Below are 18,698 nucleotides of genomic sequence, written 5' to 3'. Positions count from 1 at the left end.
GATCCGGAAATCCGGATTGCTCGACCGTTCTGGCCGGGAACAGTTCCATCACCTGACAGAGCATGTGCGCGTGGCGCTGCAAGTACCGGTGGCGATCATCTCCATCGTCGACGAAGACCGTCAGGTTTTTGCCGGGCATTGCGGCCTGCCCTCGCCCTGGGATAGCCGCGGTGAGACGCCGATGACGCACTCGTTCTGCCAGCACGTGGTCGAACGGGAACAGCCGCTGGAAGTCGTCGACGCCAATCTCCACGAACTGGTCAGCACCAATCACGCGATCGCCGATCTCGGGGTTCGCGCCTATCTCGGCGTTCCGATCGCCCTTCCAACCGGGGAACTGGTCGGTGCGCTCGCCGCCATAGATACGGTCCCGCGCGTCTGGACCGAGCACGACCGAAGGGTGCTCGAAAGCCTCGCGCTGGTGGTCGAGCGCGAAATCGCCGTCGGCGTCTCCGAGCTCAAGTATCGGCGCCTGTTCGAGGACATGCAGGAAGGTTACTACATTGCCGAAGCGGTCCGGACGGATGCCGGCGAGGTCGCCGACATCCGCTTCGAAGAGGTCAATCCGGCCTTCGAGCGCCTCGTCGACCTCTCGCCCGATGCCATTCTCGGCCAGCGCCTGGGCGAGCTGATGCCCGACCTCAACCGTGAAATGCTGCCGGCCTTCCGCACCGTGCTCGAGACCGGGCAATCCCTGCTTCACGTCAATTCCGAAAAGGCAGGCGGGCGCTGGTTCGAAAATCGCATCCGTCCCCTGGGCGGCGACCGTATCGCGTCCGTCTTCACCGATGTCACGGAGCGCAAGCAGAACGAAGAGCAGCAGCGCGTGCTGCAGCAGGAGATGGTGCATCGCGTCAAGAACATCATGGCGGTCATCAGCGCCGTGGTCGCCGCGAGCCTGCGCAACGCCCCTTCCCTCGAAGACGCCGGTGAAATCGTCTCGGCCCGCATTCAGGCCATGGCGCGCGCGCAGGCACTGATCACGCAACAGGGTGGCGACACTGACTTCGCCGAGATCGTGCGCGAAGCGATCGATCCGCATATCGGCGACGAGGGCAAGATCAGCATCGAAGGCCCCTCAATCGTGATTTCAGCCCAGCAGGCGGTTGGGCTGTCGCTGGCCATCTACGAGCTGGCCACCAATGCGGCAAAGTATGGTGCGTTGAGCTCGATTGCTGGCCGCGTCGCCATCCGCTGGACGGCCGGACCTGATCGGACCTTCGACTTCGACTGGATCGAAAGCCACGGTCCTGCGGTCATCCCGCCATCGAGCGCGGGCTTCGGCTCGAAACTGACCGATCGCGTGGTCCCGTCCTATTTCGAAGGCATGGGAAAGACCCACTATCTGCCCGAAGGCGTGCGCTACCACCTGCAAGGCGTCACCCGCACGAACAGCACCGACGAACCGTCCAGCGACGGCTAGGCTGTTGAGGGACAACTAACGGCCCGGCGCGCGCTCGACCAGTTCGACCAGAATCCCGTCGGGATCACGCACGAAGGCGACGCGGCGGACCATTTCGGTGTTGTAGGCCTTGCGCGGGCGCTCGACGATTTCGATGCCCTCGGCTTCCAGCGTCTCGATCATGCCGTCGACGTCGTCGAAGGCGAAGGTCAGGTGGCGCATGCCCGCTTCGCTCATCGGCACGTCGCGGAAGCGCCCGGCGGCGGGAACCGGAGCCGCCACTTCCAGCATGCCGCCGCCAGCATCGAGAAATGCCAGCTCGCCGCCGGCGCTCGAGGTGCGCATCGCCAGCCGGAGCCCGAGAAGGCCGCAGTAAAAGCCGATGGCGCGATCCATGTCGCCCACCGTGATGCCGACATGTTCGAAGCCGATCAGCACCGCGCCCTACTTGTCGTCGTCGCTGATGATGGCGAAATCGAGCGGCAGCGCCGTCGTGTACTTGATCTGGCCCATGGCGAAGGCCGAGCTGACGTCGGTCAGGTTGATCTTGCCGATGAGACGTTTGTAGAACGTGTCGTAGGCGCCGATATCGGGCACGACCACGCGCATCAGGTAGTCGACGTCGCCGCTCATGCGGTAGAATTCCACGACCTCGGGGAACTCGTCGATGACCGAGGAGAACTTGCGCATCCAGGCGTCGTTGTGCTCGTTGGTCTTGACCGAGACGAACACCGTCACGCCGACATTGACCTTGGACGGATCGAGCACGGCGACGCGGCGCTGAATGACGCCGTCTTCTTCCATCTTCTGGATCCGGCGCCAGCAGGGTGTGGTGCTGAGCCCGACTTTGCGACCGATTTCCGCCACGGGCATGGTCGCATCCTTTTGCAGGAGCGTCAGAATTTTACGGTCGATCTTGTCCAACGCCATTCAGGCCTCTTGAAATCAGATTTCTCATGCGCCGAGAATTTGGACGGCGCGCGCCAGAAGCAGTGCCATATCGCGCAATTTGGCGCAATAAAATTGCCCAAGACATTCGTGGTGTCGTTTCAACGCAATCTTAACCATGTCTGCCCGTCGCTCGCCACACCTTTTCGGCGGAGACCCCGCGTTTGCGGGCTACGCGGGCAAAACCATTTCATCCCCTGTTAACCACGGCCCGCATAAGGTTTCGCCCTGAGCGTGGCGAGCGCGTTTTTGTTCGCATATTGAGTAACGAGTAAGAGTTCATGCCGGTCCCCGACGCCGACATCCGTGCCCTTTCGGGGCGCGACGGCAAGCGCGCAGCACAGAAAACCGTGCTTGAGGCTCGCCAGAGGCTGACCTCCAGTTCCGGCACGCGCGCCGATTTCGACTTCGAGCTGATGCACGACTATGCCGATGCGCGCATCGCCGCGGCCCTGCCGATGGCGGCAATCGTCAGCATTCTGGCCATCGTCGCGAGCTTCTGGGTGCCGGTGACCATCACGGCGCTCTGGGCCGGTCTCGTCATCGCCTGTCTCCTGATCGTGGTCATGACGGCGCGTCGCTTCAAGACGGCCGAGCCCGGCAAGTTCAACGCCGCCCGCTGGACCCGGCGGTTCGTGGCGGCCGAAAGCGTCGGCGGCGTCGCGCTGTCGCTGCTCGCACTGTTCGCCATGGTGGCCGACCCCGAGGCGCTGTCCGCCGTCATGTTCGCCATGGTGCTGGTGTCGATCGCGTCCAATGCTGTGGCGACCCATACGCTTCCGCCGGCGACGCTGATGAGCACCCTGCCCGTCACCGTCACCGTGTCGATCGCGTTGATCGCGCTGGGCGGCACTCTCAACTATACGCTGGCGGCGGTGGCCATCTGCGGCGAGATTTTCTTTCTGTTCCTTGCCCGGCAGCTGCACGCGTCCGAGCTCGAGACCATCTCGCATCAGGCCGAAAAGGACACGCTGATCTACGAGCTCGAGGAAGCGCGCAACATGTCCGACGAGGCCCGCCGGCATGCCGAGCAGGCCAATATCGCCAAGTCGCAGTTCCTCGCGACCATGAGCCACGAGCTGCGCACGCCGCTCAACGCCATCATCGGGTTTTCCGAGGTACTGAAGTCCGAGCTGCTGGGCGCCCACCAGGTGCCCCAGTACAAGGAATATGCCGGCGACATCCATTCGAGCGGCCAGCACCTGCTCAATCTCATAAACGAGCTGCTCGACCTCAGCCGCATCGAGGCAGGCAAGTACGAGCTCAACGAAGAGGTCGTTTCGCTGGTCGACATCGCCGCCGATTGCCGCCGCATGATGGAGCTGCGTGCCAAGTCCAAGGGCATCGAGCTGGTGTTCAGCTATGGCGACAATCTTCCCCGGCTCTGGGGCGACGAGCGCGCCATCCGGCAGGTGGTGCTGAACCTTCTCAGCAATGCCATCAAGTTCACCCCGCAGCAGGGCAAGGTCGTGCTCGTGGTGCAGCGCAGCGGCGATGGCGGACAGCTCATCTCGGTCAAGGACAACGGTCCGGGCATCCCCGAGAACGAGATCGAGACCGTCCTGTCGTCCTTTGGCCAGGGGTCGCTGGCGCAGAAGACCGCCGAGCAGGGCGCGGGGCTCGGGCTGCCCATAGTCCAGAAGATCATGGACCTGCACCAGGGCCGCTTCGACCTGTTCTCCAAGCTGCGTTTCGGCACCGAGGTTATCGCTACCTTCCCGCGCGCCCGCGTCATGGACGCGCTGGCCCCGGTGGTCGAAAAGCGCAACCGGCTGGAAATTTACTCGGAAGCCGGCTGAGGGCCTCTGCGGTCGAATTTCGGCCGCTTTGCCCGCCAAGATCGGCGGCCTGGAGTGCCGATGACCAAACGACCGATTCTGCTTGCCGCCTTCCTTGCGCTCATGACCCCGCCTGTCCTTGCTCAGGACGCCGCTCCCGCCCCCGCGGAGGCAGAGCAAACCGCTCCGGCGGAAGACCCTGCGCTTGCGGCAGCCGCAGAGTTCGATACCGGCTACCGGCCCTCCCCCACCGTATCGGCCCGCATCCAGCGGGACTTTCTCGAGCGCATCCGCTGGTCGGCAGGGCTCGAGGCGCGCGACCGGCTGGCAGCGGCCTTCGAGGAACGCTCACCGGTCGACATCTGGCTTGAACTGGTGGCCAGCGACGGGCTCGCCGCCAACAATGTCGCCGACGCGCTGACGTCCTACTGGGTGCTGAACTGGGTCGCCGCCAACGGCGCCTACGCGGCTAAGATCGACAACGCCTCGGTCCAGCGGCAATTGCGCATCGCCTTCGCCAACGACCCGAGCTTCAGCACGATGGGCGACATGCAGCGCCAGCAACTGGCGGAAGGCTACGTCCTCGATTTCCTGGTCGAGCACGCCGCCCTCAACACCGCCGTCGAAAACCGCGACGTGGCCATGCTCAACCGGCTCGCGGCGGCCGCGGTGCTGCGGTTCCGCCAGAGGATGAATGTCGACCTGCTGCAGGTCGTGCCGGGCCCCAACGGCTTCGGCATCCCGGCCGATCCGCCGCCGCCCGGCGGGCCATCGCTGGCCCCGCCCGCGAACTAGGCCGACTTGCCGCTGACAGCGGCGCTCTCGAACGTCGCCATGCTGTTGTGCAGGTGCAGCGCGGTCTTGGCCATCACGGCCGCCAGCGCTGCGCCGCTGCCTTCACCCAGCCGCATGCCCAGGTCGAGCAGCCCGGATTGCCCCATTTTCTCCAGTGCCCTGGCGTGCGCGGTCTCCGCCGAGACGTGCGCGAACAGGCAGTGGTTGATCGCAGCCGGGTTGACCGCGTGGGCGATGGCCGCCGCAGTCGTCGCCACATAGCCATCGATGATCACGGGCACTTTCTGGTGTCGGGCGGCGACCAGCGCGCCGAGCATGGCGCAGATTTCGCGGCCGCCGAGGCGCGCCAGGATCGATAGCGGGTGGTCGAGGCCATCCTTGTGCAATGCCAGCGCGCGGTCGACCGCATCGGCCTTGCGGGCGAGGCCGGCATCGTCGACGCCGGTGCCGCGGCCCACCCAGTCGGCGCCCGTACCGCCATAGAGCGCGGCATTGATGGCGGCTGCAATGGTGGTGTTGCCGATGCCCATTTCGCCCAGGCAAATCAGGTCGGGTTTGCCCGCTACCGCTTCCATGCCATAGGCGATGGTGGCGGCGCACATCTGGTCGTCGAGCGCGGGCTCCCGGGTAATGTCACCGGTGGGCAGCTCCAGTGCCAGTTCGAATACGCGCAGGTTGATCTCGTGCAGCGCGCAGATCTGCGAAATCGCGGCGCCGCCATTGGTGAAGTTGGCGACCATCTGCGCCGTCACCTCACGCGGAAAGCTCGATACGCCCTGGTCGGTCACACCGTGGTTGCCGGCGAAGATGGTGACCATGGGATTATCGAGACGCGGCTTGGCACGGTGCTGCCAGCGCGCCAGGAACTCCACCAGCTCCTCCAGCCTGCCGAGCGAGCCGGGTGGCTTGGTCAATTGTGCATCGCGCTCGCGGACCGCAGCCACCGCAGCATCGTCCCCTTCGGGAACGGCAACCAGGAGATCGACGATGTCGGCATAAGCGGGGTTCAGAGCGGGCATGGCAAATCCGGCATGCTATGGTAGGGAAAGGCGCGGTCTTGTTGCCCATTACGGAGCGAAAAGCAATTGACGGACGGCGCGGCGCCCCCTCCCCCTGATGACGGTATCGCCAGCGAAAGCCGTGACAGCTATCGCCCCGATCCGCCCCGTTCCGGCCTTGGGCTCAAGGACGACCTGATCATGGCGCTGCGCTTCTTTTCGCGCCTGCCGACCGGCGATTCCGCCCATGAGAAACCCGACCTCGGGCGCATCGCCATGGCGCTGCCGCTTGCAGCAGTGATCATGGCGGCAATTCCCATCGTCCTGCTGCTCAGCGTGTGGCTCGGCCTGCCGGGCTATTTCGCTGCGGCCCTTGCCGTCGCCGCAATGGTCGTCGTGGGTGGCGGCATGATGGAAGATTCGCTGGCCGACGCCGCCGATGGCCTCTTTGGCGGCTCCACCGTCGAGCGCCGTCTCGCCATTCTCAAGGATAGCCGGCACGGCACTTATGGCGTCGCCGCCCTCTGCCTCTTCCTCCTGCTGCGGGTCACGGCGCTCGGCAGCGTCGCCGTGGTCAATCCGCTGGCGGCGGCGGGTCTCTGGCTTGCAGCCAATATTGCCGGGCGCCAGGGCGCGCTGTGGGTCGCCGTTGCCCTGCCGCCTGCCCGCGCCCATGGCGCCTCGGCCAGCGCCGGGACGCTCCCGAAGTCCCGCTTCGCCGTTGGTGCAGCGTTGGCGATCCTTTTGGTCTTTGTCCTTGGTGCTCCGGCATCGAGCCTGCTCGGGGTGATCGCGGCCATCCTCGCGGTGGCCCTGGTCGCCCTCGGATGGACAGCGCTCTGCCGCCGCCTCGTCGGCGGCCAGACCGGGGACCTCATCGGCGCAGCCGCAGGTCTTGGCGAGATTGCCGCGCTCGCTGTTCTCCTGATCTTTGCGTGACGGCCTTGAAATCGCCGCCGCTGCATCCTTAATCGAAGCGATGCGGCGCCAAGGGACCAACCGGGTATGATGTTTATCGGAATTGCACTGCTCATTGCTGCAGGTCTCGTGCTGCTGATCAGCGCCGATACCGGCAGTCTCGTCGGCCTGACACAGATGCAGACCGCGCAGCTCATTCCGATGGTGCTGCTGCTCATCATCTTTGCCGGCGGCTTGTTCACCAGGCGGCACAAGGCATCCGAGCTTGTCGGCGGCGTGGTGCTCTGGGGCGGCCTCTTCGCCGTGGCGATGGTCACCTATGCCTATCGGGATGAGCTGATGGGTGTGGTCGGCCGCGTGGCAGGCGAATTTCAGCCGGGCGTTGCCCTGGTCGATGCCGAGGCCGGCACCGCCACGTTCCGGCGTGGCATGAACGGACATTTCGAGGTCAACGCCACCATCAATGGCCACACCACGCCGATGATCTTCGACACCGGCGCCAGCGCCGTGGTCCTGACCATCGCGGATGCGAAGGAAGCGGGGGTCGATGTCAACGACCTGCGCTATAGCGTGCGCGTTTCCACGGCCAACGGCGAAGGGCGCGCTGCCCGCACCCGTCTCGACAGCATCGAAGTCGGCGGCATCGTCAGGCGCAACATTACCGCCTTCGTCACCGAGGAGGGGGCGCTCGAGACCAGCCTTCTGGGCATGACCTTCCTCGAAACCCTCAACCGCTACAGCGTCACCCAGAATTCGCTCGAACTGGTGGACTGAGGTCGCTGCCGCGAGCATCGCACGAAAACACAAAGGGCCGGTCTTTCGACCGGCCCTTCGTCATTCCGGGAGGATGGCCTCAGCTCACGGGGAACTGGGTTGCCTGACCGGCCACGATATACCAGGTCACGAACAGCGCATTGATAAAGGCGCCCGGCAGGTAGCTGCCGGTCCGGCGATAGGTGAACGTCGACAGGAAGGCGATGATCGCCATCAGCGGCAGGAACTGGATTGCCACCACCGTCATCAGCGGATCGCTGAACATGAACAGGTGGCCGGCAAACAGCAGGTTTCCGTACTGGATGGCGAGGAACACCAGGAAGCCCAGGGCCAGTGCGCCGATATTGGACAGGTACTGCTTGGCGCGGCTGTCACCGGTGACCGACAGACCCTTGTGCAGGCCACGCAGGGCCAGCACGAAGAACAGGGTGAAGGGCACAAGATAGACGAGCGCGATCTTGGCCTGGACAAGGCTCATGGGCTTGAGCGCCACGACCCAGAAGCGGAAGTCGACCTTGAACAGGAAGTCCGCGGCCAGCACGAAGAGATAGCCGATGCCGACCGTCGCCAGGGCGATGAGCACGGAACCCAGCACATTGCCGCGGGCATCCAGCTTTTCACCCTTGAGAACGAAGCCGAGGCCGAAGACGATCATGCCGTTGAGTACCGCCCAGAAGGCGATCTGGCTGGTGATGGTCTGCGGCAGCAAGGCCGAGCCGGGCAGCAGCTGCGCGCCCCAGCCGAGGAACAGGAAGTAGGTCAGCACAGGCACGAAGGCGCTGAGGGCGAAGACCAGCCACCACTTGCCGTTGCGCGCGGCATGAGCGCCGGTGACCGGCTGCTTGCGCAGGTTGGCGAAGGCCTGGGTTCCGAGCAGCATTTCGAACGTGCCGGCCAGCAGCACCACGAAGCCGGCAAGCGCGATCAGCGTGCCGATTTCCTTCCAGAGCCAGATCTGATCGCCCGCCGGAATGGCCTGAGCGCCTTCGAGGGTCTGGGCCAACCAGTCGATCGAATAGCCGATGGCTTCGGGCGAGATATGGTCGCCGGGATGGGTGGTATTGGGCGTCTGCAGCAGGCGGGCAGTTCCGGCGGCGATATCGCCATAGACCTGGCCGGGGACCACGGCTTCGTTCGTGCCGAACACGGCCTGCAGCTTGGTGCTCTGCGCCACGTCCTGTGCGCGGTCGACGCCCCACATCAGCTGCGAGAACTCGTCATATTTGGAGAAGACGACTGCAAGATTGCGCGGCCACTCGGTCGAGCCTTCCTGCGCGAAAGGGGCACCCGTGCTCGAGCCCTCGAGAACCACTGCCTTATAGGCATCGGGCATGGTGGCGGCGGCCGCCAGCACGGTCCAGCCGCCCATGGAATGACCTTCGAGACCGATATTGTCGACATCGACGATGTCGAGCGAACGCAGGTAGCTCAGCCCTGCGGGACCACCGAAGCCGTTGGCAAAGGCGGGTGCGTCGGAATAGCCGTGGCCGGACTGGTCGAGTGCCAGGACGACATAGCCGCGGCGGGCATATTCGATGGCGAAGCCCGACTGGGTTTCGCGGCTGTTGATGTAGCCGTGCACGGCAAGGATGCCCGGTGCCTTGTTGTCGGCCGATACGCCAGGCGGAACGTAAAGCAAGCCGCTCAGCACCTGCCCATTGGTGCCGTTGAAGCGGATATCGCGGATGGAAATGCCGCCCGAAGTCTGGATGAAATGCGCCAGCAGGACGCCGACGAGAATGATCACCCATCCCAGATGGAACAGGCGTGTGGACTTGTTCATTTGAATGCTCCCCAGGGACCGCTCGTTGAAAAGGCGGTCAGTCGCCATCGCAGTATACCGATGGACGAAACAAAAGCGAAGCCAAACGAAAAAGATTTCCCAGCAAACGAAACAGCGGATTTGTCAGCGGAACCCGGTGGGGCGCGACCCGCGTGCAGAAGCTGAAACAGATGCTGATAGTGCGGTTCAGCTGGCCTCGGCCAGGCCGCGGTCTTCCACCGCTGCCAGCGCGCGCTCGAACACTTCGGGGCCGGTCTTGGGACGGCAGGCGTCGACGCTGAGGATCTGGCGGAACTGGCGCGCGCCGGGTCGGCCATTGGCAAGGCCGAGCATGTGGCGCGCGATATTGTTGAGCTTGTTGCCCTTGGCCAGCTCGGTTTCGGCATAGTCGGCCATGGCCGCCATGACGGCAGCCAGATCGGGCACTGCGTGCGTATCGCCGAAGAGGCGCGCATCGACGTCGGCCAGCATCATGGGAGTGTGGTAGGCCGCGCGGCCGAGCATGACGCCGGTCATGTGCTCGAGATGGGCCTCTGCCTGCTCGAGCGCCTCGATGCCACCGTTGATGACCATGGGCAATGGCGCCAGGCGCCGGGCCAATCGATGCACGCGCGGATAGTCCAGCGGCGGGATGGTGCGGTTTTCCTTGGGGCTCAGGCCCTGCAGCCAGGCCTTGCGCGCATGCACGTAAAGCGCGGCGACCCCGGCCGCGACCATGGCGTCGGCAAAGCGATCGAGGCTTTCCTCGGTGTCCTGGTCGTCGATGCCGATGCGACATTTCACGGTCACCGGCAGGTCCGTCGCATCGCGCATGGCGCGCACGCAGGCGGCGACGAGTTCGGGCTCAGCCATGAGGCAGGCGCCGAACTTGCCCGACTGCACCCGGTCCGACGGACACCCGACATTGAGGTTGATTTCGGCATACCCATATGGCGCGGCGATGCGGATCGCCTCGGCCAGTTCGCGCGGATCGGATCCGCCGAGCTGCAGGGCGACCAGCCCCTCATGCGCGCCAAACGCCAGATGCCGCTCCGCCCCGCCATGGATCACCGCCCCGGTCGTGATCATCTCGGTGAACAGCAGGGCATGCCGCGTCAACAGCCGATGCAGCGTACGACAGTGCCTGTCCGTCCAGTCGATCATCGGTGCCACACTGAAGCGGCGGGCGCGGTCGAGGGGGACGGCAATGTCGGGTTGGGCCTGCATTGTCTGGCCGTGGCTCCGGAGTGACGGGTTTCGCGCTCGACATAGACCAGATTGCCCCCGGCCCCAAGCCCCCGATGCTCACAACTGTGCCAGCTGATCTGGATCAAAGCCCGCTGCGATGCGTTGGCGTAAGGACCCGAGCGTCAAAAGGAGGTCGCCATGTATTCCAAAATCGTCTGCGCCATCGACGGATCCGAACTCAGCACCAAGGCCCTCGGCCATGCACTGGCCTTGGCCGCAACCACCGGCAGCAAGGTCACGGCCGTGACTGTCACCGAGACGTCGGTGATGATTTCACCTGGCACCGAAATGGCGATGATCGACACCAGTTCGATGATCGCCGAACTCGACGCGGCGAAGGCCACCTCGGCCAAATCCATCCTCGCCGAGGCCGATACCGCAGCACGGGCGTCCGGCGCATCGATCGCGACGCTCCATGTCGCCAACAGTCCGGCGGCCGAGGGCATTCTCAAGGCAGCGGGCGAGATCGGAGCCGATCTCGTGGTCATGGGATCGCACGGGCGCCGCGGCCTCGGCCGACTGCTGCTCGGCAGCCAGGCGTCCGAAGTTCTGGCGCATGCCACCATGCCGGTGCTGGTGATCAAATAGACTAACATGTCAGTTCTGGCGTGGCCGGCGGAAATCGGCTAAGCCCGGGGGAACAGTTCTCCGGGCAGGTCATGAGCCAAGCAACTCCCCGCCACGTCGCCGTCATCGATATCGGCAAGACCAATGCCAAGGTGGTGCTGATCGACACCCGCACCCAGGCGCAGCTGGCGGCCGAGTCGATGCCGAACACCGTCGTGCATGACGGGCCCTACCCGCATGCCGATGTCGAGCGCCTGTGGACGTTCATCAAGGCGGTGCTGACCCACCTGCAGGCGGCACATGGCGTCGACGGGATTTCCATCACCACCCACGGGGCGACCGGCGCATTGCTGTCGGAAAAGGGGCTCGTCCTGCCGGTGCTCGACTACGAAAGCGATGCGCCCGAGGCTTCGGCCGAGGCCTATGAGCGCGTCCGCCCGGGCTTTGCCGAAACGCTGTCGCCGCGGCTGCCGGCCGGGCTCAACTGGGGCGCCCAGATCTTCTGGCAGGCGCGCGCCTTTCCTGAGGATTTCGCGCAGGTCACCGCCATCGTGCCCTATCCGCAATACTGGGCCTGGCGACTGACCGGCATGCTGGCCAGCGAAGTGACGTCGCTGGGTTGCCACACCGATCTCTGGGCCCCGGACACGGGGGATTTCTCCAGCCTCGTTGCGAGCCAGCATTGGCAGCAGCTGTTTCCGCCGGTGCGGCCGGCGGCGTCGGTCATCGGCACGCTCCTGCCCGATATCGCGGCGGAAACCGGGCTGCCGTCCTCGACCCCCGTGACCACCGGCATCCACGATTCCAACGCCTCGCTGCTGCCGCATCTGGGCAATGCGGCGACGCCCTTCACCGTGGTCTCGGCCGGCACCTGGACCATTCTCATGACCGTGGGCGGCAGCACGGCGGCGCTCGATCCGGATCGCGACAGCCTCGCCAATGTGGACGCCCACGGGCGGCCCGTGCCCACCGCGCGCTTCATGGGCGGACGCGAATTCGATGCGCTGGTTCCGGAGATCGCCGAACCCACGCCTGATGACATCGCCCATGTCATTGCCAATGACGTCCAGGTTCTTCCCAGTTTCGCGCCCGGCGTCGGTCCCTTCGGCCGGCAAACCGGGCGATGGACCGTCGATCCCGACACCCTCACGCCGGGCCAGCGGACTGCGGCCGCCTCGGTCTATCTCGCGCTTGTGGCCAGCACCTGCCTCGATCTCTGCGGCCTGGGGCGGGCCATCACGCTCGAGGGCCCGCTCGGGCGCAACGGGCTCTTTGCGCGCTGCCTTGCCACCCTCACCGGCGTTCCCGTGCATGCGTCCGGCGACGCGACGGGAACGAGCCTGGGGGCCAGCCTGTTGTTCGGAGGCATGGAGACAAGGCAAACGTCTGGCAGCCATGCATTTCCGCCTCTCCAGGTGGACGGATTGGACGCCTATATTGCTCAATGGCGCCGTCGCACGGCAGGCTGATCAGCCCGAGGCCAGGCGAGCGCCCAACAGGAGACCGCCATGGCATCGCGCAAACATCGGGTCGTCATCGTCGGCGGGGGCTTTGGCGGCCTTGCCGCGGCAAAGGCCCTCGATGGAGCCGATGCAGAGGTCGTCCTCATCGACCGGCGCAACCATCACCTGTTCCAGCCCCTGCTCTATCAGGTGGCCACGGCGGCCCTCAGCCCGTCCGAGGTGGCGTGGCCGATACGGCATCTGCTGCGGCGCCAGAAGAATGTCCGCGTCCTGATGGCCACCGTTGTCGGCATCGACACCGCTGGTCGCGCGGTCCTGCTCGAAGACGGCACAAGCGAGCGCTATGACAGCCTCGTCCTCGCCACGGGGGCGCAGCACGCATATTTCGGTCACGACGCATGGGAGGCTTTCGCGCCCGGGCTCAAGACCGTGGAAGACGCCACCGCCATCCGCCGCAAGCTGTTGCTGGCACTCGAAGCCGCGGAACGCGAAACCGATGCGGAGAGGCGCAAGGCCCTCCTCACCTTTGCCATCATCGGCGCCGGCCCGACCGGGGTGGAGATGGCCGGCGCCATCATCGAGCTGGCCCATGCCAGTATTCGCGGGCAGTTCAACACGCTTTCGACGGGCGATCTGCGGGTCGTGCTCATCGAGGGTGGCGAGAGGGTCCTGGCCAATTTCGTGCCGGAACTGTCAGCCTACACGCTCGACGCGCTGCGCCGGAAGGGCGTCGAGGTCGAGTTGGGGCAGTCCGTCACCGATATCGACGGCGAAGGAGTTAGCTTCGGCGAGAGCCGCATCGAAACCAAAACCATCATCTGGGCGGCGGGTGTCGCGGCCTCGCCTGTCGCCAAATGGCTGGGCGTCGACGGCGATCGTGCCGGACGGGTCAAGGTCGAGCCCGATCTTTCCGTGCCCTCCCTGCCCGGCGTTTACGTCATCGGCGACGTCGCCAGCATTTCGAGGTATGACGGCAAGCCGGTGCCCGGCGTCGCCCCCGCCGCCAAGCAGGCCGGCCGCCACGTCGCCAAGGTCATTCGCGCCCGCATCGACGGCCGCAGCGAGGTCCTGCCCTTCCATTACAAGCATGACGGTGATCTCGCCACGATCGGCAAGAGCTCGGCGGTCATCGACTTCGGCTGGATCAAGCTCAAGGGCTGGTTCGCCTGGTGGATCTGGGGGCTCGCCCACATCTACTTTTTGGTGGAAACGCGCACCCGCATCTTCATCACCCTGAGCTGGCTCTGGATCTACCTTACGGGCCAGCGCGGCTCGCGCCTCATCACCCACGGCGACGCGCACAAGACGCGGCCCCTCGATGAAGTGAACGAGGAATAGCCGGGCACGCTTGCGCCGATCAGCGCTCGACCACCTCGACTGCCGTTTCCGCCTTGGCCAGCGCGCGTTCACGCAGCCAGATATAGAGCCCGCTGGCGACGATGATGCAGACGCCGAGGATGAACCACTCGTCGGGAGGCTGGTTGAAAATCAGCCAGCTGGCGATGGAGAGGTAGATCAGGCTCAGGTAGCTGAAGGGCGCGAGCGTTGCCGGGCTCGCAAAGCGATGCGCCACCGAGTTGAGATAGTGCCCCGCAAGACCGGCAGCACCCATGACGAAAAACGCTACCCAGGAAATGGGCATGCTTGGCCAGGTCCAGTCGGTGAAGGCAATGGGAAGCAGCAGCACGATGGGCGTCGCGCCGGCATAGAACTGCTGCGTCTGTGCCGTGTCCACGCCGGCGAGCTTGCGCGTCAGAATGGAAAAGAGCGCCAGGAAGAATGCGCAGCCGAGGCTGATCAGGGCCGCGGGCTGGAAGGCTTCCGTTCCGGGCCGCACGATAACCAGAATGCCGCAAAAGCCGACAGCAATGGCCAGCCATCGCCTCCAACCGACCGTTTCGCCCAGCAGTGGTCCTGAAAGCGCGCAGATGATCAGGGGCGAGGTAAACTGGATGGCGCTGGTGACCGTGAGCGGCAGGAATTTCATCGCCAGGAAGTTGAGACCGGTCGTCGCCAGCAGGCATGTTCCGCGCAACAGTTCCAGCGTCAGATTGTTGCTGACGAAGAGACGTCTGCCGCTGACCGGAAGGAACAGCAGGACCAGCAGCAGGAAATGCATGCTGTAACGCACGAATACGATTTCGCCGGTCGGCAATCCCTCGACGGACAGCCATTTGGCCGAGACGTCAAGCACGAGCAACACAAGCTGGGCGGCGAGCAGCAGCGCGATGCCGAGATTGGCCCGGCTTTCGATCGGGGAGACGGTGGTCATGCAAACTTCCGGCCGCAGGAGAACGCAGCAGGTTCACCGATGGCGGAGCCGGGCAGCATAGTCAACCGCTTGTATGGAAGAGGGTGCGCCGGATCCAACCTCGACGCAGCGGTGAAAATCGCGAGCAGCCCTTGGGCTTGACCCAAAGCATAGTCGCAGCGCTCACTGCATCATGGCTTGGGTCTACATCATGGCGAACAGACGCTTCGGGACGCTTTATGTCGGCGCGACCAGCAATCTCTTGCGGCGCGTATGGCAACACAAGAACGACGTGCTGCCAGGCTTCACGCGCAAAAACCAGTGCCACCTGCTGGTCTGGTTCGAAGAGCCCAGAACACGTACCGGGCGCTACAGCGCGAGCACACCATCAAGCATTGGATCCGGGACTGGAAAATCGCGCTGATCGAGAAAGAAAACCCGGAATGGGACGATCTCTACTTCGGCATCGCGGGCGGATAACCCGACAGTGCGGCGCAAGCTGCGAGAGGCCCTCGGGTCAAGCCCGAGGGCGGAGCCGTGGTCGTGGAACGACTGCGTACCAGTAACGGGCTCCTTTCCCGATTGCTTTCCAAATCCGCCCTCGGAGCTCTGCCCCTTCCCGAGTTTTGCCCCAGATACCCTCCCCACCCCGGTTCCGCCCTCGGGCTTGACCCGAGGGCCAGTTGCAGCGCCCACTGAACCAAAGGCCTGGACAACTAACGATCTCTCATTCGCCATCGCCGGCGGTAACCCCAGACCACCGTGCACGCTGACAGCAGCCCTCGGGTCAAGCCCCAGGGCGGAGCCGTGGTCGTGGAACCAGTGGTTATCAGTAACCCGCTCCTTCCCCGACGGCGCTCCAAAATCCGCCCTTCCCTTCACGAGTTTTGCCCCAGATACCCTTCCCACCCCGGTTCCGCCCTCGGGCTTGACCCGAGGGCCAGTTGCAGCGCCCACTGAACCAAAGGCTTGGACAACTAACCCGGAATGAGACGTTTCTCCTTCGCTATCGCCGCCGGCAACGCCATACCACCGTGCAAATTGCGAGCAGCCCTCGGGTCAAGCCCGAGGGCGGAGCGGCGGCCGCGAAAGCGGCCGAGCCCCCTCAGAAGGTTTCCGCCAGATGCCTCACCTTCAGCGATCCCGACAACTCTGCCGAAGTGACGCTCGCGCCATGCCTTGGGTGGAAGACCAGTTCCACCGGGCGGCCGGGCAGCAGGGTCAGCGCATTGTCGGAGAAGTAGCCGGGCGCGTCGACGGTTGCGGTCGTGAACAGGGCTGGCCTGTCGGCCTCGAGCTGCAGAACCGCCTTGCCGTCCCGGTCCGACCACTGCGCCGAAATCCGGACGTCTGACAGTTCGTAGGCCTTGTACGGCTTGGGGAAATAGTCGTTCTCGCCCAGCACCACGCCCTGCGCGTCCTTCCAGGCGAAGGCGAGGAACTCGTCGGCGGCAAGATCGCCCACCGAAGCGGTCGTTACCGTGATTGCCGCGTCCGGACCGACGGCGCTGTTGCCCGCGAACACGGTCCGGCTTTCGCCGGTAACCTTCACCGCCTTCACCTCGAGCGCGATAGAGACCGGCTTGCCCGTGTCATTGATCGCCTTGAGCGCGATTTGGGTATTGTCGGCATCGGGCACGGCGACGACATTGACCGGCAGGAAGAAGCGGCGCGCCATGTAGTGCATGAGCTTCCACTGCCCGCCATAGTCGAGGCTGGACCAGCTGGCCACAGGCCAGATGTCGTTGATCTGCCAGTAGAGCGTGCCCATGCAGCGCGGCTTGGTGGAGCGCCAGTATTCGATTGCGGTCTTGATGGCGAGGCCCTGCTGGATCTGGCTCAGGAAAACCATCTGGTCGAAATCGCGCGGGAAGCGGAAATAGCGGTTCATCGTTTCGATGATGCGCGCATTGCCGCCATTGTTGCGCTGGTGGTTCTCCATGACCGGCGAGGACGGATTGCGATCCCTGGGCTCGGCAAAAGTCTCGATGACGTTCATCGAGGTAAAGGACTGGAAGCCGAATTCGCTGGCGAAACGCGGGTTGACGCTGCGATAGGCGTCGAAGCTCTTGGCCGAGTGCCAGACATCCCAGTAGTGCAGGTCGCCGCGCGTGTCGGAATGCCAGCCGTCGGAGAAATCGAGGTAGCCGAGCGACGGCGAGGATGGCCAGAAGCGACGCGCCGGATCTTCATCCTCGACGATGCGGTGCAGCATGGAATTGAGGCGGTCGTAATTGGCGAGATAGCGGCCGGGATCGGCCTTGGTCTCGGGATACCAGCCGAGCGAGCCGATAACCTCGTTGTCGCCGCACCAGAGCGCGATCGAGGCGTGGTGGCTGAGGCGGCGCAGCTGCTGGGTGATTTCCGTCTCGACAGACGCCAGGAAGGTGCGATCCGAGGGGTAGCTCATGCACGAGAACATGAAGTCGTGCCAGATGAGGATGCCGAGCTCGTCGCAGAGATCGTAGAACCAGTCCGGTTCGTACTGCCCGCCGCCCCAGATGCGCAGCATGTTCATGTTGGCGGTCTTGGCGCTTTCAAGCAGGTCGCGGATCACATCGGGCGTGACGCGCGTCGGGATGGCGTCGGCCGGGATCCAGTTCGCCCCCATCATGGTGATGTCGCGGTCGTTGATGCGGCACTTGAAGCTGTGGTCGATCTCGTCCTTTTCGATCACCCAGTCGAGCTTGCGCAGGCCGATCTTGCGCGTAGTGATCTCACCTTCGAGATTGGTGACGAGGTCGTAGAGCGGCTGTTCGCCCTGCCCTGACGGCCACCAGATGCGCGGATTATGGATGGTAACGTTGTGGGTGACGACATTCTCGCCCTTCTGGACGGCGACCTTGTCGGAAATAACCTGTCCGTCGATCGTGTGCTCAAGTTCCACTTCACCGTGAGCAAACGCAAAAATGCGAGTCTTCAGAGTCAGTTCGACCGAAGTCTTGCCATGCGCCTGATCGACCTGCACGCTCTCCTGGCGGGCGAGCCGCGATTTGCGCAGGCTCATCGTGCCGTAGACGCCTATCGGCATCAGGCAGATGCCCCAATCCCACCCCGCATGGCACGCTGCCTTGCGGATGAAGTTCATGTGGATGCCCTTCAGTCCGTTGGTCTGGTAATTGTAGGTGAAGGGTATCGGAAAGGGGTGGGCTTCAGCGCGGGCCTTGGCCACGTCAGGCGCTATGCCGAATTCGATACGCAGCGTATTCTCGCCCACATGGACCTTGCCGGTCACGTCGATGTCGTTGCGCAGGAAGCTGTTGTCGGTGCGCGCCACCTCTTCGCCATTGAGGAAGATCGTCGCAATGCAGTCGACTTCGGCCAGCGTCAGGGTCAGGTAGCCATCGATATCGGCAGACGATGCCGTAAACAGACGCTCAACCGTCCACGCCGTCTCGTTGACCCACATCACCACCTTTTCGTTCTCCCCGTAATAGGGATCGGGGATCAGGTCAGCCGCCAGCAGCGCATGGTGCACGTCGCCCGGCAGATTGATGGTCGTCGCGATGTCGCGCGCGGATGCGGTCAGGGTGAATTGACCGCCCAGGTCGAGGGCGGAATTGTGGGCAGCGACGGCCATAGATGTTCCTCCGAGGTCGGTCGAGAGCCCGACACCACCCGCGAGATATCAGCCTCTGCAATCGATTTCAATTCAAGCTTGCCGCTCTTGTGGCGCTTGCGGTCTTGTTCGCCGGGAGCGCCGGATAGGCCGCGTTCTGTGGACATTTTTTCCGATAAATTAGGACTTGTGACGATAGTGTTTTGCGACGAGGGCCCCCATGTCCGTGTTGCGG

The 18,698-nt window shown here is 64.4% G+C and carries 16 protein-coding genes; 9 read left to right on the top strand and 7 right to left on the bottom strand.

Features of this window, described 5'->3' with window-relative positions:
* Positions 1-16 precede the first annotated feature (16 nt).
* Positions 17-1,423: an HWE histidine kinase domain-containing protein gene (locus CCK88_RS02515; RefSeq protein WP_170926328.1), complete on the top strand. Its 1,407-nt coding sequence runs from the start codon at positions 17-19 to the stop codon at positions 1,421-1,423.
* Between the two features lie 15 nt (positions 1,424-1,438).
* On the opposite strand, the gene CCK88_RS02510 is transcribed toward CCK88_RS02515, so the two are convergent.
* Together CCK88_RS02510 and CCK88_RS02505 are read right to left on the bottom strand one after the other, a co-directional pair.
* On the bottom strand, positions 1,439-1,840 hold the full coding sequence (locus CCK88_RS02510) for a VOC family protein (protein WP_086468963.1): 402 nt from the start codon (positions 1,838-1,840) through the stop codon (positions 1,439-1,441).
* Positions 1,841-1,846: 6 nt separating this feature from the next.
* Positions 1,847-2,326: an Lrp/AsnC family transcriptional regulator gene (locus CCK88_RS02505; protein WP_086470773.1), complete on the bottom strand. Its 480-nt coding sequence runs from the start codon at positions 2,324-2,326 to the stop codon at positions 1,847-1,849.
* 305 nt (positions 2,327-2,631) lie between these two features.
* Between CCK88_RS02505 and CCK88_RS02500 the strand changes: the two genes are divergently transcribed.
* Both CCK88_RS02500 and CCK88_RS02495 read left to right on the top strand, forming a co-directional pair.
* The gene (locus tag CCK88_RS02500; protein ID WP_086468962.1) at positions 2,632-4,149 is read left to right on the top strand and encodes an ATP-binding protein; all 1,518 of its coding nucleotides are present in this window, start codon (positions 2,632-2,634) and stop codon (positions 4,147-4,149) included.
* Between the two features lie 60 nt (positions 4,150-4,209).
* The gene (locus CCK88_RS02495; protein ID WP_086468961.1) at positions 4,210-4,923 is read left to right on the top strand and encodes a DUF6683 family protein; all 714 of its coding nucleotides are present in this window, start codon (positions 4,210-4,212) and stop codon (positions 4,921-4,923) included.
* On the opposite strand, the gene cobT is transcribed toward CCK88_RS02495, so the two are convergent.
* A complete protein-coding gene (cobT, locus tag CCK88_RS02490) occupies positions 4,920-5,942 on the bottom strand; it encodes a nicotinate-nucleotide--dimethylbenzimidazole phosphoribosyltransferase (RefSeq protein ID WP_086468960.1) in 1,023 nt (340 codons plus the stop codon). The two genes, CCK88_RS02495 and cobT, sit on opposite strands and share 4 nt — an antisense overlap.
* Before the next feature lie 66 nt (positions 5,943-6,008).
* On the opposite strand from cobT, the gene CCK88_RS02485 reads away from it, so the two are divergent.
* Both CCK88_RS02485 and CCK88_RS02480 read left to right on the top strand, forming a co-directional pair.
* A complete protein-coding gene (locus tag CCK88_RS02485; RefSeq protein WP_086468959.1) occupies positions 6,009-6,860 on the top strand; it encodes an adenosylcobinamide-GDP ribazoletransferase in 852 nt (283 codons plus the stop codon).
* 66 nt (positions 6,861-6,926) lie between these two features.
* Entirely contained in the window at positions 6,927-7,613 is a 687-nt protein-coding gene (locus CCK88_RS02480; RefSeq protein WP_086468958.1) for a retropepsin-like aspartic protease family protein, read from the top strand.
* A 79-nt stretch (positions 7,614-7,692) separates the two neighbouring features.
* On the opposite strand, the gene CCK88_RS02475 is transcribed toward CCK88_RS02480, so the two are convergent.
* The gene (locus CCK88_RS02475) at positions 7,693-9,396 is read right to left on the bottom strand and encodes an alpha/beta hydrolase family protein (RefSeq protein WP_086470772.1); all 1,704 of its coding nucleotides are present in this window, start codon (positions 9,394-9,396) and stop codon (positions 7,693-7,695) included.
* Positions 9,397-9,582: 186 nt separating this feature from the next.
* Positions 9,583-10,602: a tRNA dihydrouridine(20/20a) synthase DusA gene (dusA, locus tag CCK88_RS02470; RefSeq protein ID WP_086468957.1), complete on the bottom strand. Its 1,020-nt coding sequence runs from the start codon at positions 10,600-10,602 to the stop codon at positions 9,583-9,585.
* A gap of 159 nt (positions 10,603-10,761) precedes the next feature.
* On the opposite strand from dusA, the gene CCK88_RS02465 reads away from it, so the two are divergent.
* The 3 genes from CCK88_RS02465 (at position 10,762) to CCK88_RS02455 (ending at position 13,991) form a co-directional block, all read left to right on the top strand.
* Positions 10,762-11,211 (top strand): universal stress protein, encoded by a 450-nt coding sequence (locus CCK88_RS02465; protein WP_086468956.1) that lies wholly within the window; start codon positions 10,762-10,764, stop codon positions 11,209-11,211.
* Positions 11,212-11,282: 71 nt separating this feature from the next.
* Positions 11,283-12,659, top strand: coding sequence for an FGGY-family carbohydrate kinase (locus CCK88_RS02460; protein WP_086468955.1), 1,377 nt, complete (start codon positions 11,283-11,285; stop codon positions 12,657-12,659).
* 39 nt (positions 12,660-12,698) lie between these two features.
* On the top strand, positions 12,699-13,991 hold the full coding sequence (locus CCK88_RS02455; protein WP_086468954.1) for an NAD(P)/FAD-dependent oxidoreductase: 1,293 nt from the start codon (positions 12,699-12,701) through the stop codon (positions 13,989-13,991).
* Between the two features lie 19 nt (positions 13,992-14,010).
* Here CCK88_RS02455 and CCK88_RS02450 read toward each other — a convergent pair whose 3' ends face one another.
* Positions 14,011-14,925 (bottom strand): DMT family transporter, encoded by a 915-nt coding sequence (locus tag CCK88_RS02450; protein ID WP_086468953.1) that lies wholly within the window; start codon positions 14,923-14,925, stop codon positions 14,011-14,013.
* Positions 14,926-15,097: 172 nt separating this feature from the next.
* Here CCK88_RS02450 and CCK88_RS02445 point away from each other — a divergent pair, with 172 nt between their 5' ends.
* Entirely contained in the window at positions 15,098-15,328 is a 231-nt protein-coding gene (locus tag CCK88_RS02445) for a GIY-YIG nuclease family protein (protein WP_342068306.1), read from the top strand.
* Between the two features lie 681 nt (positions 15,329-16,009).
* Here the strand turns inward: CCK88_RS02445 and CCK88_RS02440 are convergent.
* Complete coding sequence (locus tag CCK88_RS02440; protein WP_086468952.1) at positions 16,010-18,484, bottom strand: beta-mannosidase; 2,475 nt, start codon at positions 18,482-18,484, stop codon at positions 16,010-16,012.
* Positions 18,485-18,698: the final 214 nt, after the last annotated feature.

The sequence above is a fragment of the Devosia lucknowensis genome, assembly GCF_900177655.1.
In the GTDB taxonomy this organism is placed as follows: Bacteria; Pseudomonadota; Alphaproteobacteria; order Rhizobiales; family Devosiaceae; genus Devosia; species Devosia lucknowensis.
The sequence above is the reverse complement of the archived record's forward strand: the minus strand, read 5'-3'. Positions and strand labels throughout refer to the sequence as shown.

Bases quoted from the DNA above. Each gene is read 5' to 3' on its own strand.
- CCK88_RS02480 (WP_086468958.1), top strand. From the start codon at position 6,927: ATGATGTTTATCGGAATTGCACTGCTCATTGCTGCAGGTCTCGTGCTG.
- cobT (WP_086468960.1), bottom strand. From the start codon at position 5,942: ATGCCCGCTCTGAACCCCGCTTATGCCGACATCGTCGATCTCCTGGTT.
- CCK88_RS02465 (WP_086468956.1), top strand. From the start codon at position 10,762: ATGTATTCCAAAATCGTCTGCGCCATCGACGGATCCGAACTCAGCACC.
- CCK88_RS02450 (WP_086468953.1), bottom strand. From the start codon at position 14,925: ATGACCACCGTCTCCCCGATCGAAAGCCGGGCCAATCTCGGCATCGCG.
- CCK88_RS02460 (WP_086468955.1), top strand. From the start codon at position 11,283: ATGAGCCAAGCAACTCCCCGCCACGTCGCCGTCATCGATATCGGCAAG.
- CCK88_RS02475 (WP_086470772.1), bottom strand. From the start codon at position 9,396: ATGAACAAGTCCACACGCCTGTTCCATCTGGGATGGGTGATCATTCTC.
- CCK88_RS02500 (WP_086468962.1), top strand. From the start codon at position 2,632: ATGCCGGTCCCCGACGCCGACATCCGTGCCCTTTCGGGGCGCGACGGC.
- dusA (WP_086468957.1), bottom strand. From the start codon at position 10,602: ATGCAGGCCCAACCCGACATTGCCGTCCCCCTCGACCGCGCCCGCCGC.
- CCK88_RS02440 (WP_086468952.1), bottom strand. From the start codon at position 18,484: ATGGCCGTCGCTGCCCACAATTCCGCCCTCGACCTGGGCGGTCAATTC.
- CCK88_RS02455 (WP_086468954.1), top strand. From the start codon at position 12,699: ATGGCATCGCGCAAACATCGGGTCGTCATCGTCGGCGGGGGCTTTGGC.
- CCK88_RS02495 (WP_086468961.1), top strand. From the start codon at position 4,210: ATGACCAAACGACCGATTCTGCTTGCCGCCTTCCTTGCGCTCATGACC.
- CCK88_RS02445 (WP_342068306.1), top strand. From the start codon at position 15,098: ATGGCTTGGGTCTACATCATGGCGAACAGACGCTTCGGGACGCTTTAT.